Here is a 17606-nt window from a genome sequence, read left to right as displayed (position 1 = left end):
ATTTTATGTCTATTGCTGACGAAATTATCGACTTACTAAAAAAATCACAAAACCACTCTATGGAATGGGATAATATATATAGATTATTATGTGATGCAGGGTATTCAAAAGGAGGAATATCTACAACAAAAGACAGGCTAATTAAAAGAGGAGTTATTTCGGAGGAAATCATCAATAATAAAAAAATTATCACTCTCTTAGAAACTCCGAAAGAAGAGAAGGAAGAAGATGACTATGCATTACTAACTTACAAATCTCAATTAATTCAATTCTTTAAAACTGCTCATAGTGAAGACATAAGAACAGATTCGGAATTAGTTGAGATAGATACTTCTAACCTAATAAGCTCAGGATTAGGAGCTGTTGTAGATATGTTAATTGAAAATCCTGAGAAAACATTAACTCTCTTATCGGAAGCATACAAAGAAGCATATTATTCATTTAACAATGAAGACACTGACGCCGTAGTTACGATTAAAAAACTACCCACATCAACAACTATTGAGGACATTAGGAGCAATAATCTAAATAAATTAGTTGAATTTGAAGGAATAATAGCACTGGCATCGAAACTAAAAACGGCAATAATAGAAGGGAAGTTTTACTGTCCAAACTGTGGAAATACCTTTACTATACCTATTGACCCTTTAAATCCTGTTAGAGAACTTCCTTGTAAATGTAAAGAAAAGGCATATTTAGATGAGAAGGGTTCAAAATATGTGGATTTTCAGGAGTTAAAAGTCCAGCAGCCTATCGAACAAATGAAAAATCCAAACGACCCTCCAAGATACATGACGATAATCAATGAGAATGCAAAGGGAATATACAGCGGTAGGGTAAAAGTAATAGGAATTCCTATAAAAGTGGCAAGTTCAAAGAAACTGGCAGTATATGACATCATAATCAAAGCGATAAATATCATTCCAATTGAAAACACAAAGAAAGCCACTATTTCAAAGGAAGATGAGGAAGATATTAAACAGCTTTCAAAGATACCTAATGTTATAGACATTCTATCAAAAAACCTGTTCCCTGAGATAGAGGGGCACGAAACCATAAAAAAAGCAATATTTTTACAACAAATAAGAGGAACAGAGAAATTAATAAAACGAAATGTAATACACATATTATTAATTACAGACCCTGGGGTGGGCAAGTCGATAATGCTTCAAAAGATAGCAAAAATGCCAGGCAATACTTATGCGTCAGTAAATACAGCGTCAGGAGTTGGATTAACCGCAACAGTAGAACGAGTTAAAACCGAAATTGGAGACGATACATGGGTTATAAAACCAGGAGTTATTCCAAAAGCACACGGCGGAACCGCATGTATTGATGAATTTACAACAAAGAGCAGTATTGAACACTATCTTTTAGAAGCTATGGAACACATGAAACTTAGCATTAATAAAGCATCCATATCAACAGTCCTACCAACCAACACCTCGATTTTGGCAGCATGCAATCCAAAGCGTGGAAGATATGACCCCGAACTTACAGTATGGGAGCAAATCCAAATTGGAAAAGCACTTCTATCGAGATTTGATTTAATATTTCCTTTAAGAGATAATGCAAATAGATACTCAGACAAAAAAATAGCAAAGCGTATTTTAAGATTAAATAAGCAGTTGGTAAAAAAAGAGGATATTAACGGGGAAACAATTGAGATAGATGGAAAACGGATAAAATTAACTCCTGATTTTATTTATAAGTATATCCAATATGCCACAAATAAAATAGTGCTTCTTTCAGATGAGGCGGATAATGTAATAGAAGACTTCTATGTAGAATTAAGACAAAAAACTAAGGATGCAGGAGAAAGTATCACCCCCAGACAGTTGGAAAGTGCTGCTCGTCTAACTGAAGCGATAGCAAAGGCTAAACTTAAAGAGATTGCAGATGGTGAAGATGCAAGAGAAGCAGTAAATATCATAATGGAGTGCTACAACGAAATAGCAAAAGACCCCGAAACTGGTTTATTGGATTTCGCAAAAATAGGGGGCGTTCCAAAGTCTGAGGTTGAGAAATTAGATTTAATTAAGGATGCGATTAAACATTTAGAACAGACTAAGGATACCCCTGTTAGTTTCTATGATTTGGAAGAATTACTGTCTAAAAAGGGCATTTCAGAGGAACAGTTAGAAAGGTATTTGGAGAAATTAAGTAATTTTGGAGAGGTAATGGAGGTAAGACCTGGTAAGTATAAGGTATTATCATAATAAATAGATAAGGGTGTAAAAAATGGACAGGCGGAAACATGCTAAAATTTTTTATCTCTGTAAAAATATAGATAGTCGAAAATTAAGGTATTTGATTCATAAACTCGAAAACACAGATACTATAAACTTAGATATATCTCGTCTTAGAAAAGCATTGGAATCTAAAAAGAAATATAAGAGAGTAATTACTTTGTCAAATGAGGAGAAAAATATTATAGAAAAACATGGGAAAGCAGTTGGGTTATTAATAAATTATCAGTTGGTAGATGGGAATGAAGAGTATTGAAAATTTAATATTGGTCAAACCACAGAGAAAAGAAAATGTGAGGGATGACCCGAGAATAAAGCAGTGGGTTGAGAGGTTTAGAGAAGAGCGGGAGTTTGATGGCATTAAGCCTTCTACAATTCGCAATGATATACTGCGAATAACTATATTTTTAGATTTTGTGTATAATCGATTAAACAAAGAGCCTGATAAGTTGGTAAATTCAGATTTTGTAAGGTTTTTTAATTATTTGGAACGGGAGAGAAAATTATCTAGGAATACCCAGGATAAATATTTCCAATTGTTAAAGGTATTTTATAGGTTGGCAAGGTTGCAAAATTTTAGAAAATTTGCAGAAGAAAGCAGTGAGAGAAAGAGATTTAGGAGGTATGAAGTAAAACATTATGATGCTGTTGATGGAGGTATATTAAATGAAATTCTTCAAAAGATATTATCCAGCAATAGCAGAACGAATATAAGAAATTCATTAATTATTAGGATGTTGTGGGATACTGGATGTAGAGTATCGGAGCTCCTGAACATTAGGTATAAGGATTGTGATTTTGAGGAAGGCACTTTTAGAATAAGGAATACGAAAGGTAAGGAGGAAAGGATTGTGGTATGTTCTAACGATACTTTGGAAGCATTGCGGTATTATATTCAGTATAATATTGATAAAAGCCCCGATGCCCCAATATTCCAAACTGTTGATGGTAAGCAGATAAATAGGAATACCATAACGCATGTATTTTCAAATGTTATTAAAGAATTGAAAAAAGAAGGTAAGATTCCGCAGAATAAACGAATAGTTTTGCATTCTCTGAGGCACGGTAGGGCTGTGGATTTGCTGAATAAGGGTGTGCCTTTGGATGTGGTAAAAGAGGTATTGGGCCATAAGTCGATAGATACTACCCTGTTTTATAGCCATTCGAATGATAGAGCCAATAGTATGTTGAAAGATATTAAAAAATTATTATAACTCCGATGGTATATTATGCCACGGGATTAAAAGAGCCAACCGTCTTAATCCTGCTTAATAATATGGTGCAAAAGTATATAAATTGACTGTGAATATCTAAAAATTAACCTTAAAAAAGTATGACGCGGAGGCCGAGATTTGAACTCGGGTTGGGCAAAGCCCAACGGGATTAGCAGTCCCGCGCCGTACCAGACTGGGCCACCTCCGCATATTACCACAAATTCTAAAAGTACATTATTATATATATACTTTTCTATTTAAATTATCTAAATAAATAGATGGGTAAAATAATAGGTAAATAATAGGTGAAATATTGAGAGCTCTTGTAGTTGGACGATGGCAACCCTTTCATAACGGTCATTTGACAATAATAAAAGAAATCGCCAATGATGTAGATGAGATTATTATAGGTGTAGGCAGTGCTCAAAAAAGCCATACCCTTAATGACCCATTTACAGCAGGGGAACGGATAATGATGATTATCAAAACACTTAAAAAATTTGGATTCCCGTATTATGTTATTCCAATCAGGGATATAGACTTTAATGCGTTGTGGGTATCTTATGTTGAATCTTTGACTCCACCTTTTGATTTAATATATACAGGTAATGCATTAGTAAGAGAGCTCTTTGAAGAAAGAGGTTATGTGGTTAAAAAACCTAAATTATATAATCGAAAAGAATACTCTGGAACTGAAATAAGGAGAAGAATATTAAATAATGAAGAATGGAAACATTTGGTTCCAGGGGAGGTTGTTGAGGTTATTGATGAAATAGACGGAGAAAATAGAATAAAACGGTTAAGTAAAAAGGATTATCTTATTTAACTTACAATATTATAGTTGGTATATATAAGGATAATATAATGATAATGATAAAAAGAAAAGAAGGTGCATTTATTTTTGACTTTTAATATATTCAATTATCTCTTTTAATTTATTATATGCAGTTTCCAAGTCGTTATTATCTACATACACCTTTAATTCCATAAATTGAGATTCGATATATGGATGATACAAATCGTTTTTAATAAGGTATTCCTTATATTCATAAACCAATGAGGTGAGCTCCTCCTTTTTCATCTCAATTTTTATTTTATTTATGTCATCTTTTACATTGGTAAATATTGTGCTTTTTGGCAATTTCAACATATTAGCTATTTTATTTATCGAATATCCCTCTCTATATAGTTCGAGAATTTCCTGTTTTATATTTTCATTTAGTTTTTCTTTTCGTCCCCTTTTGTTATTTTCCGATTCTACGATTATGTGATTTTTTCTCATAAATTCGATTTTATATGTCATTTTTGGATTATTATATATGCTAAGTGGTAGTTTAACTATAACCATGTTATTTTTTGCCTTTTCCACGAGTTTATTTATTTCATCCCATCTTAAAAAATGGCTAAATTTTAATTCAATCATTAAAATTACCTTTATTTTGTTTTTTATATTTTTACATTTTTATTTACTTATTATATTTATCATATAATTATTGTAATTTTTTTATTTGATTTATTAATATCTTTTAAAATTTTAATATGTATTTATTAATATATGCAAATATTCAGTTTTAATATTATTAATTTATAATATTATATATTTAACTATAACTATATTTATTGATAATAATATAAACATATAATAATATATTTCTAAAAATTTAGTAGTTTAGTTCATAAATTTTTTACCAATTATTGCCTTATGTATCGTAAGGCAACATTTTATATAGGAGCTCTAAAAATATAATAAAAATATAATAAAAATATGGTTATATCGGTGGTATTATGGAAAACATTAAATTAAATAAAAGAAATAGGTCATGGGATAAAGGTTTAGATTTTGACAGCATGTATCGTTTATTTGAAAGAGATATTGCAAAAATAAGGGAAAATATAAACAACGGATTAGCCTATAAAAAAGATATTAAAAGCTTAGCTTATTTAACCATTGCATTATTGCAACTTAGAAATGGATGCAGGATTGGAGAGGCAATTGAAGGCATGATTTTAATATGTAAAAATAATAACTTAAATTGGGATAAACCTATTGAAGTTAGAATTAAAGTGGAAAAAACAAAAAAAACAGTATCATATAGAGATATCGTCTTACCATCCACAATTAAAAAGGAAGACATTGAATTAATAAGGGATGTGGTTTTAAATTTGGAAAAAGCCAAAAAGCCAAGAATGAGAGTATATACATGGTTAAAAAATCATTATGGGATAAATACTCATTCTTTAAGGTATGCATTTATTACCAAATATGCAGTAATGAACACATCACCACAGTTAATAGCTAAAATAACGGGTCATGTAAATTTAAACCATATTATTACATATACGCAGGAGAAAGTAGCAAAACAGATGTTATATGATTTAGAAAAACATATAAAATAACATAAATTAATTATTATAGATATTTTAATATTTAAAATAGATTCCAAGAACCGCTAACCAATCCCTTTTGAGATAATTGACCAAGTGCTTTCAAAGTTTTTCTATCCAATATCGTAGGTTTTTGATTTTCAAAGTATGTTCCAGGTAACGGCATAAAGTAGTGAGCATGAGCTCGCCCATTCTTTTTTATGATATAGTATAGGAGCTCCATACTATCTTTTCTATGGAACTCATTTTCATTAGGAAATCCAAATATAAAATCAACCTTTGGTATAAGATTGTAATCTATGCATAAATCAACGGCATTTAATACATCATTAACGGTATGCCCACGCCTTATATATTTTAACATCTCATCATTACCACTCTGAGCTCCGAAATGTAAAAACTTATTATCGCAGTATTTAGCAATTAACTCAACAGTTTCCTTTGTAATAAATTCTGGTCTAACCTCTGAGGGAAATGTTCCAAAAAATAATTTTCCTTTACCTTCGCTTAATTTTTTTAGTAATTTTTCCAATTTTTCAATATTTGGTTTAGTCCCGGTTTTTGACCCGTAGCAAAGGGCATTTGGACTTATTACTCTAGTGTCTGTGTTTGGATTTACAAGTCTTAAAATGCTATCAATACTTCTATGCCTAACTTTACTACCAAATATTTGAGGAGTTTGACAAAATCTGCATTTATATGGACATCCCCGTGTTATTTCAACTGGTGTTAATGGTTCGATTTTTTCAAAATTGTCCAAATTATCAACACATTCACCTATAATGATTTTTTCATTTATATTATCCAATTCATTTTTATTTATTGGTGCGTTTATTTCCCCTTCTCTTAATTTATTTATCAATTTAGGCAATGTAATTTCTCCTTCACCAACAATTACATAATCGAACCCCATGTTTATTGTATCAATAGGAGCTCCTGTTGGATGAGGTCCTCCTGCAATTAATATAGGTTTATTTGAATTAATTAATTGTTTTAATTTATTTATTTCAGTTATTTCATGCTCCACAGTGCCCCAATTAAGTGTCATAAAAGAATATATTAAAATATCTAAATTATTATTTTTAATCTTATGTAATATGTCCTTAAACTCTTTGAATATTAATCCACCAGTTAATGGATATAATTTGGATATGCTATATTTATTTTTTGATGTTAGTCTATATCCGATAATCATAAATTATCACCAAATAACTAAAAAAATATAAAATAACAATAAAAATATAAATAAAAATATAATAAATAAAAAAAAGAGTGATTTATAAGATAAATGGATAACTTTTGAATTTATAATATTTTGGCAATATAATTATATATATAATAAGCAGATGAATGAAGAATTTTATAATTTTATATTTATAATATTAAATATTAAGTTTATTTTAAAACTGCCCCTTCATCTGCGGAAGATACCAATCTTGAATATCTTGCTAAATAACCTTTTTAACCTTTGGTTCTGGTTTTTTCCATTTTGAAAGTCTTTCTTTTATTTCCTCATCGCTTAGTTTTAAATCAATTTTTTTAGCCATCATATCTATGCTGATGATATCGCCTTCTTCTATTATGGCAATAGGTCCTCCAGCCATAGCTTCAGGAGATATATGTCCTATACATGGTCCTCTACTTCCACCGCTGAATCTACCATCTGTAATTAATGCAACGCTATCATCCAATCCCATACCACATATTGCAGATGTTGGAGAAAGCATTTCCCTCATTCCTGGTCCTCCTGCTGGTCCTTCGTATCTTATTACAACAACATCCCCCTCTTTAATCTCTCCACTTAGTATCGCTTTTATAGATTCCTCTTCTGAATTGAATACCCTTGCAGGTCCCTCGTGTTTATACATCTTTGGATTTACTGCCCCAATTTTAACAACACATCCGTTTGGTGCAAGATTTCCTTTTAAAATTCTTAAACCAGCCTCTTTATGAACTGGTTTATCAATAGGTCTTATAATATTATAATCAATATACTTTACGCTTTTTACAATTTCTTTAATGGTTTTTCCACTTACTGTTTTTACATCCCTTATTTTGTCCTCTAAAACCTTCATTACTGCGGGAATACCGCCTGCCCTATGTAAATCTATCATAAAATGTTCTCCACCTGGTCTAAGGGAAGCTATATGCGGAACTTCACTACTTAACCTATCAAAATCATCAAGAGTAATAAATCCACTTTCTATCTCATTTGCTATCGCAGGTATGTGTAGCGTTGTATTTGTAGAGCCACCAAGTGCCAAATCAACCAATATGGCATTTTCAAATGATTCTTTTGTTAATATATCCGTAGCTTTTATATTGTTTTTCACCAAATCTACTACAATCATCCCACTTTTTTTAGCAATTCTTACCTTTTGAGCATCGACAGCTGGCGTTGTAGCACACATTGGAAGTGATAATCCAAGTGCCTCTGTTAAACATGCCATACTGTTTGCCGTAAATAATCCTGCACAGCTCCCAGCACCAGGACAGGCACAGTTTTCAATCTCATTTAATGACTCTTCATCGATTTTTCCAACCTGATATTCCCCAACTCCTTCAAATACACTTATAAGGTCATATTTATTTCCATATTTTTCTCCTGGAAGCATGGGTCCTCCTGTGACTACAACAAATGGTATGTTTAATCTCAGAGCTCCCATAATCATACCGGGAACTATTTTATCGCAGGACGGAATAAGCACCAATCCATCAAATCCATGTGCCTTAGCCATGCTTTCTACTGTATCTGCGATTATCTCCCTTGAAGGTAAGGAGTATTTCATACCTTCATGTCCCATAGCTATTCCATCACATACTGCCATTGTATTGAATTCAAAAGCTGTTCCACCGTTTGCATATATTCCTTTTTTTACAGCTTCTGATAATGTATTCAAATGAATATGTCCTGGAACTACCTCTGTAAAGCTATTTACTACCCCTATGAAAGGTTTTTCTATTTCTTCGTCGGTATATCCGCATGCCTTTAATAAACTTCTATTTGGAGACCTTGTAATACCCTTTTTCACATTGTCGCTTATCATTTTATCACCCAATATTATATCATATATTGCTCATATGTCATATATTATTCATATAAAAAATAAAAATGAAACAAGATAAAATAATCATTCAAATAATATAAATCTATTTATTTAAAGTCATATAAAAATCCTATATTAAAAATAATTTATTGTCATTAATATTTCATCAATATTTTATCATTAACATTATTTATTTATTCTTTAAAATATTATTTAGTCGTCTTCTTTTTTATATGATATATAAACAGTAAAATTATCAAAAATATAAATGTTGATGATATTAAAGTGGCATAAGCTCCGCCGACTATTCCCATGTTATTAATAAGTATATAATTTAAAACACCATTTAATAATATGCCAAATAATAAAATATATAACGGAATTTTGGCATAACCCAATCCTTGAAGTGAAGAACTACATATTGTATAGGAGCTCATAAAACCAGCAGAAATTGATAATATTTTTAAACATATTGATGCTCGATAGTCATGAACTCCAAAGAACACCAATAAAAGCTCTTTTGAAAATATAAATACTACTGCAAGGGCAGGTAATATTATCAAAAAATTCATTAAAATTGCTTTTTTAAAGTAGTTAAAATCCTTCGTTTTTGCTATCCTTGGTATTAATGGAATAGATATTGCAGATGCAAATAAAAAAACTCCTCTTGAAAGTAGAGATGCATAACCATAAATACCGTTATCATAAGCCCCTAATATTGACATTATAAATATACTGTCCAAATCATTTAAAAGGCGATAAGATGCTGTCCCCAACGCTATTGGAATAGCATATAATATTATCTTTTTAACAAGCTTTTTATTTTTATTATTATTATGTTCATGTTTATTTAAGGATGATGATTTAAATAAAGATATATTTAGATTGGATGATTTTTTTAATAGATAATATCCAGCAATTCCACCAATAATATATGCAAAGGATATGGATAATAGAGCTCCGATAACTCCAAACAATAATGCAAATATTACTAAAAATAATATCTTAAATGTGTATTCCACTACCCATGTTAAAGAGAGCTCCTTTATTTTTAATTTACCCTGCAATACCCCCCTACTCCATGAGATAAATGATGAGCATATTACTGCAAATCCAACTGCAAGGTATAATGTAATATCTATATTTTTATAACCTCCAACAAGTGTATATTTTAACAGGATTGTAATCAGAGCTCCTATAATGGAAAATATTATCATAATTTTTAAAATTGATATAATCCATTCGTTATGATTTTCCATGTCATATTCTGAAATATGTTTAGCCATTGACGGCGGGATACCTGAGCAAAAAAATATAGTCATTACATCCATTAAAGGCAAAAGTCCCCGAAGTGTCCCGAATCCTTCTGTTCCAAGAATAATGGCACTTAAAAAATAGAATATATAAGCCATGCCCTTTGAATAGATATTGGAAAAAATCATGTAAAAACTATCCCTTATCAATCCATCATTTTTTAAATTTTTAAATTCTCTAAATTTTTTAAAATTTTTTAACATGGTTATCCCTAAAAAAAGAGAAATTATTATTTAATTTTATTTAATTATCCTTATTTAATTTTTCTTTATTACTTAATTTAATTGGTTTTATTGTTTTATCTAATTTTTGCCTTTGTATATATCTCATTGTCATATATATGTTTTTTAATATATCCTAAAAAATTAGGTATTTTTAATCCAAATATATTTTTTAATTTAGTTATTGCATTTTTTCTCTTCATATCGGGTGTTTTTAAAGCATTTGTAGATATATTCTCAATACCTCCCTTTTTATATTTTTCAAGTAATGAAAAGGCTATTTCTCGTATGTCATCACCATATTTGTTTATATGGTGAATATGGGAATTTATAAAGTAATTTACTCTTTCATCTTTTGTCAATAATGGGGCATCAAAAACCAAGTGAGCAATAATATCAAAGGTATCATAATCCAACTTATTTTCAAGTTTTTTTATGAGCTCTATATCTATCTTTTTTTCTTCAAGTTTATTTAAAAATTCCCTTCTTAGGTTGTCATTTATCCATAGGTTTTTTAAATCCTCTGTGGTATGAACTTCTTTTAGTATATGCTCTTTTGTATATTGCTTATACTCTGCAAAGGATATTTTATTCCCATCAAACTCTATATCTATTTCTTCGGCAATTTCCACATTTATTCCCTTTACAGTGATGGTTTTAGGTTTCTTTTTTATGGGTTTTAACTCAAATATGGGATTTTCTATTTCTTTTAAATCGTTTAGGTTTATTTTCTTTTTTAGGGTTTTATATCCTTCCTTTGATATTGTAAGTGGTAAAAAGCTGTTTGAAGGTAGTCCATTTAATTCAAAGTATCCGCTTTTTTTTGGATAGTGTATCTTTTTTAAATCTTTCAATTTTTATTATTACATTTGCATCTTGTATCGGTTCTTTTGTGTCTTTATCAATTATAAAACCTTTTAATGATTTATCATAAGGCTTTTCTGGTGTTTCTTCGTTTGGTAATGTTATTGGGGAAGGTATTTCCCATTTATCGATTAATCTTGTTGCATTGGTAAAATCTATAATTCTAAAAAATCCCTTATTATCTGATAATCTTGCACCTCTTCCAATAATTTGTTTAAATAAAACTCTTGAATTAATTGGTCTCATAAAAACTATATTTTTAAGATGGGGTATATCTATGCCTGTTGATAGTAAATCCACAGTCGTGGCAATCTGGGGATAAATATTTTCACTGTCCCTAAATCGTTCTAAATCATCTTTATCCTCATAGACAATTTTTGTTGCGAATTCTTCATTGTTTGTAATTTGGTTTAATGTGCTTCTAACATTTTCTGCGTGTGTTGTATCTACGCAAAATATTACCGTTTTTTCATTGTCGTTTGTTCTTTTAAGAATTTCCAATAATTTTTCACACATTAGTTTTGTTCTATCTGGAAGGTGTATATTTATTTCAAATTCGGAAGGCTCATAATAATCTTTAATATACTCTTTAATATCTTCGATTTCATTTATTTCGTCATCGTAGATTATCTCTTCTGCTTGTGAAATATCCAAACCATTTAAATCAATATTTGTAAAAATTTTATGAATTTTGTAGGGAACTAAATAACCATCTTCTATTGCCTGTGCCATTGAATAGATAAAAACAGGTTCTCCAAAGTATTCATAAACATCGATGTTATCATTCCTCTTTGGCGTTGCCGTCATACCTAACTGATAGGAGTTTTTAAAATGTTTTAAAATGTTTCTCCATTCTCCATATCCTGAACGATGGCATTCATCAATAATTATTAAATCAAAAAAATCCTCAGGTATTTTTTTATATAAATCATTAGAATATAAAGTTTGATATGTTGAAAAATAAACTTTTCTGTTTTTGTTAAATTTTCCCGATTTTATTTGATACCTCGCATCTTTAAAAGGTTCATAATCTTTATCGTGTGCCTGTTCTCTTAAAAATACCCTATCTGTTAAAAATAAAACTCGCGATATGTAGTTGCTCTTTATTAATTTCCAAACAATTTGGAAGGATGTAAAAGTTTTCCCTGTTCCTGTTGCCATTGTTAAGAGTATTCTTTTTTGACCTTTTAAAATTGATTCTATTACTTTTTTTATTGCAGTTTCTTGGTAGCTTCTTACTCTTTTATTTGTGTTTGAATCTACATAGTAAGGATATTCTAATGGAGATATATTTTTATTTTTATATTCCAATCCCTTCCATTCTTTGTATATGGTGTATAGTTCATTTGGCGATAAAAATTCATCTACTTCTTTTGTTTCTTTTGTTCTTCTGTCATAGACTATTATTTTTCTCCCGTTAGTTACATAGGCTATTGGAACATCCAACAGTTTAGAATATTCCTTAGCCTGAGATAGTCCTTCTTCTGCATCTTTTTTGTATTTTTTTGCTTCGATTACTCCGACTATTACATTATTTACTTTTAAAACATAATCTGCAAATCTGTTTTTTATTTCGATTTTTTTGTATTCGTCCCCTGTTATATAATATCTGTATTTATTTTTTATAGCGTATTCTCTTACTAAATTATTTTCTCCCCATCCTGCCTTTATCAATTTTGGTTTTATTAATTTTTCCTTAGTATCTGCTTCTGATAAATTATTTAAATCCATTCTTTCCCTCATTTAATTAAGATTTTTATATTATTTCCTCGGAGCTCCGATTTATATATCATTGTCGAGCTCTTTTAAAATTTGTATAATATCCTCTTTTAGAAGTGGTAATTTATTCTCAATAACATCCCAAATAATTAAAAGATTTATTTTAAAATAACTATGGATTAAAACATCTCTAAATCCTGCGATTTTTTTCCAATCACTGTTAGGATATTTTGATTTTATTTCGTTTGGGATTTTTTTAACTGCTTCACCAATTATCATTAGGTTTTTAATCACTACATCTTGAACTATTTGCTGTTCTAAAAATTTATTATAGGTATTAATATTATAAGTATAATTTTCTATTCTTTCTATTGCATCTAAAATATCACTTAAATATAATTTATAATCCCTCGGCATATTCAACCTCATTTAGAATATACTTTTTTAGCTCTTGTTTAATATCATCTTTAATTACTAAATCGACTTTTTTATTGAATAAATCCTCTAAATAGTATTTTAATCCCATGTAGTTATCAAAATTTATATATCCTTCTTCAAATTCAACTAATATGTCTATATCTGATGTTTCTTTCTGCTCCCCTCTTACATAACTACCAAATATTCCGATGGTTTTGACTTTATATCTTTCTCTTAATTCATTTTTATGTTCTAAAAGTATTTTTTTAATTTCGTTTAAAGTTTTCATATTATCACTTCGGAGCTCCGATTTATATAATTCCTATTTACAATAATAATTCTATATATTACTGAGCTCATATAAAAAATTTAATTTTAGGCTAATAATTTTAAACTAATTCTCCTTTAAATGCTTTATTTAAAATGGATTCTTTTAATTCTTTGAATAGGTTTAGTTGTTTTTCTTGTAGGTTTTCTAATCTTTTTATTTTGTTGTGTAAGTTTTCTAAATATTTGGCTATTTCTTTTTGTTTTTGTAGGTCTGGTTTTCCGTCTTTGTATGGGATGGGGATTAGGAGATTTTTTGCTTCTTTAATGCCGAAATGGCTATGAACACTATTTTTTAAAATATTATCAAGTGCCGTAGTATTTTTTATGAATTTCATTGTATATTATTATCTTTTTTCAATAAGATACCTGCAATATTTTGAGTTATTGCCACAGGAATTTTATTTATAACAACCTCTCCAACTGTCCCATACATGCTTAATAATATCGAGCCCTCATTAACTAACCATGCACTTGAATTTTTTAAACCATTTTCTGTTATTTTTTCCTCTGTATCTAATAAATATTTATTTGATTTTGTTATATCTGAAATTTTAACTAAATTTATAGTTCCATTTTCCCAATATTCTTTATTTTTTCTTAATGGTGTTCCTCCTGCTTTTATTTTTTCTGCAATATCTCCCAATCTAACCAATTTAAAACCCTCATCTTTAAAAATTTTATTTAAAACTGAATTAAATAAATCTTTTGTTTCATTTATTGCTTTTTGTCTTAATTCTATTGCTTTGTCAATGTTGTTAAAAAGTGTTTCTATTTTATTAACGATTTCTTTTTGTTTTTGTAAGTCAGGTTTTCCGTCTTTGTATGGGATGGGGATTAAAATTTCTTTTAGTTTTTTTTGATTTAATTTAAGTCTAGTAGCTCCTGAACAATATTTTTCTAAATTCTCAAAATATAGTACGTAATAAACATATTTATTTAATGAGAATTCTTTTTTAATTTGTAATACATGAACATGGTTATTAGCCCAAAATTTTCCTTTAAAAAGGTAAGAACTCCTTTCAAATTTTTTGAAAAATCCTCCATCTTCTGCAACCAACAAATATTCCCCATCAAATATGTAATCATTAATATAATCTATTATACCATTTGCCCCGCAATATGGAATATTCCCTTTTCTAGTTTCTCTTTCGTATCTATTCAATGGTTTCCTAAATTTGTCTAAAATATCTGCAATATCCCCCAACTTAACCAATTTCCAACCTTCTGGCAATTCCATAATTTAACCTCATTTATAAATTACTTTTTATTTCATCAATTAAATTTTTAATATTAATATCAATTTTTTCAATTTCTTTTATGACTTCATTAGGTTCTTTATATTCGATTTCTTCTTTCTTATTTGGATTTTTGGCAGTTAAATCATAATCCCTTTTTTTAATCTCATCAATTGAAACAATCCAACTATTTTCAGAAATTTCACGATTTTTAATTTTATTCAAAACATCCTTAAAATCTTCATCTTTTATCCTTTGTTTTTTAGTATATTTACCCTCTAACTCATAATACCAAATTTCCTTTGTGCTTCCTGTCTTTTCAAAAAATACAATATTTGTTTTAACCCCTGCCCCCATTTGGCTAAATACTCCCTGCGGTAGTGATACAATGGCAAAAACATTAAACTTATTTAGGAGCTCCTCTCGTATGGATTTAAACTTCTTACCTCCAAACATTATTTGACCCTCTGGAAGAATAACTCCTGCCCTTCCTCCATTTTTTAACTTCCTCATTATGTATTGAAGTGCCAATGCCTCCGTAGATTGTATTTTATGGGGGAAATTATCCTGAACCTTTTTATTTTCTCTCCCACCAAAAGGCGGATTTGTAATAATTATATCGTATTTTTCACTTTCTGGAACATTATGAATATCTTCATCCCCCAAGGAATTTCTCCTATAATAATTGGGCGTTAAAATACCGTGCAAAACCATATTCATAGTCCCCAACAAATAAGGAAATGGCTTTTTCTCATGCCCGTAAAGTGTTTTATGCATTAAAATATCATTCTCTTGAACAGTTATATTTCCGAGCTCCTCCTGAATATATTTTAATGTTTCAATCAAAAAACCAGCTGAGCCCCCAAATGGGTCGAATACTGTTTCACCTATTTTAGGCTTTATCACCTTAATAATAAACCTTATAATAGGTCTCGGCGTATAAAATTCTCCTCCCCATCCAGCTTCATTACCCATGTTTAATAGGAGCTCCTCATATATTTGAGATAAAACATGAGTATCCTCATAGTCATCAGTATTTATATTATCAATTTTATTTATTACATCCACTAAATTATAGGTGGATTTCATTTTATTTCCCGAAATTTCTTTAAAAATGCTTGCAATTTTCTCTCTTTCTGGCGTTCCCTCTAAACTTCTCAAATGTGGAAACAAAATATTGTCAATAAAATAAACTAATGTATTATCTAAATCATCAATATTTTTAATTTCTTCATCAACATTATCAACAAAATCTTTTAAACATTCTTTGGGCTTCCCTATCCAGTCCTTTTTTGCCCAGTTTGACCATCTATATTTTTTATCAATTATTGGATTATAATTTTCACCATTCATCAAGGCGGTTTCTTCTAATTCCTTTTCAACACTTTCAAACACTTTTAAAAACAAAAGCCATGACAGTTGTTCCATATAGTCCATAGCACCAGAAGTTCCATCATCCTTTCTTAATATATCACATGCAGATTTTACTTCGCTTCTTACAATTGATTCCCTTTTCATATTTATCACCAAAATAATCTAAAAATACATATGTAGTATAATCAATATAAAAACTACGATTAAAAATATTAAATCTTAAAAATAAATTGAAATTTATCATAACTATAAATAAAAAAATAAAAAAATAAACTTATTCAAATTCAATTGTTGCAGGTGGTTTATCCGTAATGTCTAAAACTACCCTAGCAACATTTGGAACTTCCGATGTGATTCTTTTACTTATTCTTTTCAATACCTTGAATGGGAGCTCAGGCACACTTGCAGTCATGGCATCAAGGGACTCAACAAACCTCAATGCAACTACCCAATTGTATTCCCTTATATCTCCTTTAACGCCTGTTGCTTTTGTATCTAAAACCGCTGCAAAATACTGCCATAAATCTTTATTTAGTCCTTCTTTTTCTATTTCCTCCTCAACTATGGCATTTGCTTCCCTACATATATTTAATTTTTCATCTGTAATTTCACCCAATATCCTTACTGCAAGTCCTGGTCCTGGGAATGGCTGCCTATTTGCCACATTATCTGGGAGACCCAACTCCTTGGCCAATATTCTTACCTCGTCTTTGTATAATTCCCTCAACGGCTCAACAACTTCAAGCACCATACCACTTGGTAATGCTATGTTGTGGTGTGTTTTAATAGCCCCTTCACTTTCTATCCAATCTGGTGCGATAGTTCCTTGAACAAGCACTTCTTCACCGTTTTCCTTTGCAACTTCCTCAAATACCTCAATAAATAATCTTCCTATTATTTTTCTTTTCTGTTCTGGGTCAGATACTCCCTTCAATTCTTTTAAAAATATATCTTTTGCATCGATTATTTTTAAATTAAGTCCCATATTCTCTTTAAATATTTTATAAATTTCCTCTGCTTCATTTTTTCTCATAAGTCCCGTATCAACAAATACCGCTAAAAGTCTGTCACCTATTGCCCTGTATGTAAGAACTGCGGCTACTGAACTATCTACTCCACCACTAAGTGCTATTATCGCTTTTTTGTTTCCTATCTTTTCTTTTATTTCTGAAATGGATTCTTCAATGAATTTTTTAGCATTAAACATGTAATATCACCAAAATAACTAATAGATAAT

General features: G+C 29.8%; 16 protein-coding genes, 1 tRNA gene and 1 pseudogene. 5 read left to right on the top strand and 13 right to left on the bottom strand.

Annotation, left to right across the window (positions count from 1 at the left end; genetic code table 11):
• Positions 1–5 precede the first annotated feature (5 nt).
• From METOK_RS01440 to METOK_RS01430, 3 genes are read left to right on the top strand one after another with little or no spacing between them, the layout of a single operon-like run.
• Positions 6–2219: an ATP-binding protein gene (locus tag METOK_RS01440; protein WP_013866467.1), complete on the top strand. Its 2214-nt coding sequence runs from the start codon at positions 6–8 to the stop codon at positions 2217–2219.
• Positions 2220–2241: 22 nt separating this feature from the next.
• Entirely contained in the window at positions 2242–2505 is a 264-nt protein-coding gene (locus tag METOK_RS01435; protein ID WP_013866466.1) for a DUF2540 domain-containing protein, read from the top strand.
• Positions 2486–3463, top strand: a complete 978-nt coding sequence (locus tag METOK_RS01430) for a tyrosine-type recombinase/integrase (RefSeq protein ID WP_013866465.1) — start codon at positions 2486–2488, stop codon at positions 3461–3463. Before METOK_RS01435 ends, METOK_RS01430 begins: the two co-directional genes overlap by 20 nt.
• Before the next feature lie 123 nt (positions 3464–3586).
• Here the strand turns inward: METOK_RS01430 and METOK_RS01425 are convergent.
• Positions 3587–3671 (bottom strand) — tRNA-Ser (locus tag METOK_RS01425).
• Positions 3672–3776: 105 nt separating this feature from the next.
• On the opposite strand from METOK_RS01425, the gene METOK_RS01420 reads away from it, so the two are divergent.
• Positions 3777–4289 (top strand): nicotinamide-nucleotide adenylyltransferase, encoded by a 513-nt coding sequence (locus tag METOK_RS01420; protein WP_013866464.1) that lies wholly within the window; start codon positions 3777–3779, stop codon positions 4287–4289.
• Positions 4290–4358: 69 nt separating this feature from the next.
• On the opposite strand, the gene METOK_RS01415 is transcribed toward METOK_RS01420, so the two are convergent.
• Positions 4359–4886 carry a helix-turn-helix domain-containing protein gene (locus METOK_RS01415; protein WP_013866463.1) on the bottom strand — a complete coding sequence of 176 codons (528 nt, stop codon included), beginning with the start codon at positions 4884–4886 and terminating at the stop codon, positions 4359–4361.
• A gap of 362 nt (positions 4887–5248) precedes the next feature.
• Here METOK_RS01415 and METOK_RS01410 point away from each other — a divergent pair, with 362 nt between their 5' ends.
• Positions 5249–5860 carry an integrase gene (locus tag METOK_RS01410; protein WP_013866462.1) on the top strand — a complete coding sequence of 204 codons (612 nt, stop codon included), beginning with the start codon at positions 5249–5251 and terminating at the stop codon, positions 5858–5860.
• A 31-nt stretch (positions 5861–5891) separates the two neighbouring features.
• Here the strand turns inward: METOK_RS01410 and METOK_RS01405 are convergent, their stop codons facing one another.
• From METOK_RS01405 to guaA, 11 genes and pseudogenes are all read right to left on the bottom strand, one after another.
• A complete protein-coding gene (locus METOK_RS01405) occupies positions 5892–7043 on the bottom strand; it encodes a TIGR04013 family B12-binding domain/radical SAM domain-containing protein (protein WP_013866461.1) in 1152 nt (383 codons plus the stop codon).
• A 200-nt stretch (positions 7044–7243) separates the two neighbouring features.
• Positions 7244–8895 (bottom strand): annotated as a pseudogene (gene ilvD / locus METOK_RS01400) (dihydroxy-acid dehydratase).
• Between the two features lie 209 nt (positions 8896–9104).
• On the bottom strand, positions 9105–10412 hold the full coding sequence (locus tag METOK_RS01395; protein ID WP_013866459.1) for a flippase: 1308 nt from the start codon (positions 10410–10412) through the stop codon (positions 9105–9107).
• 95 nt (positions 10413–10507) lie between these two features.
• Complete coding sequence (locus tag METOK_RS08690; protein ID WP_198005236.1) at positions 10508–11284, bottom strand: type I restriction-modification enzyme R subunit C-terminal domain-containing protein; 777 nt, start codon at positions 11282–11284, stop codon at positions 10508–10510.
• Positions 11235–13025 (bottom strand): EcoAI/FtnUII family type I restriction enzme subunit R, encoded by a 1791-nt coding sequence (gene hsdR / locus METOK_RS01390; protein WP_198005235.1) that lies wholly within the window; start codon positions 13023–13025, stop codon positions 11235–11237. Before hsdR ends, METOK_RS08690 begins: the two co-directional genes overlap by 50 nt.
• Positions 13026–13076: 51 nt before the next feature.
• A complete protein-coding gene (locus METOK_RS01385) occupies positions 13077–13430 on the bottom strand; it encodes a HepT-like ribonuclease domain-containing protein (RefSeq protein ID WP_013866458.1) in 354 nt (117 codons plus the stop codon).
• Positions 13414–13719, bottom strand: a complete 306-nt coding sequence (locus METOK_RS01380; protein ID WP_013866457.1) for a nucleotidyltransferase family protein — start codon at positions 13717–13719, stop codon at positions 13414–13416. Before METOK_RS01380 ends, METOK_RS01385 begins: the two co-directional genes overlap by 17 nt.
• A gap of 100 nt (positions 13720–13819) precedes the next feature.
• Positions 13820–14095: a hypothetical protein gene (locus METOK_RS01375; protein WP_048057825.1), complete on the bottom strand. Its 276-nt coding sequence runs from the start codon at positions 14093–14095 to the stop codon at positions 13820–13822.
• Entirely contained in the window at positions 14092–14997 is a 906-nt protein-coding gene (locus METOK_RS01370; protein ID WP_048057824.1) for a restriction endonuclease subunit S, read from the bottom strand. Before METOK_RS01370 ends, METOK_RS01375 begins: the two co-directional genes overlap by 4 nt.
• Before the next feature lie 13 nt (positions 14998–15010).
• Positions 15011–16513, bottom strand: coding sequence for a class I SAM-dependent DNA methyltransferase (locus METOK_RS01365; protein ID WP_013866456.1), 1503 nt, complete (start codon positions 16511–16513; stop codon positions 15011–15013).
• Between the two features lie 130 nt (positions 16514–16643).
• Complete coding sequence (gene guaA / locus METOK_RS01360; protein WP_013866455.1) at positions 16644–17576, bottom strand: glutamine-hydrolyzing GMP synthase; 933 nt, start codon at positions 17574–17576, stop codon at positions 16644–16646.
• Between the last annotated feature and the right edge of the window lie 30 nt (positions 17577–17606).

The organism is Methanothermococcus okinawensis IH1, assembly GCF_000179575.2.
GTDB lineage: Archaea > AGJL01 > Methanococci > Methanococcales > Methanococcaceae > Methanofervidicoccus > Methanofervidicoccus okinawensis.
The sequence above is the reverse complement of the archived record's forward strand: the minus strand, read 5'-3'. Positions and strand labels throughout refer to the sequence as shown.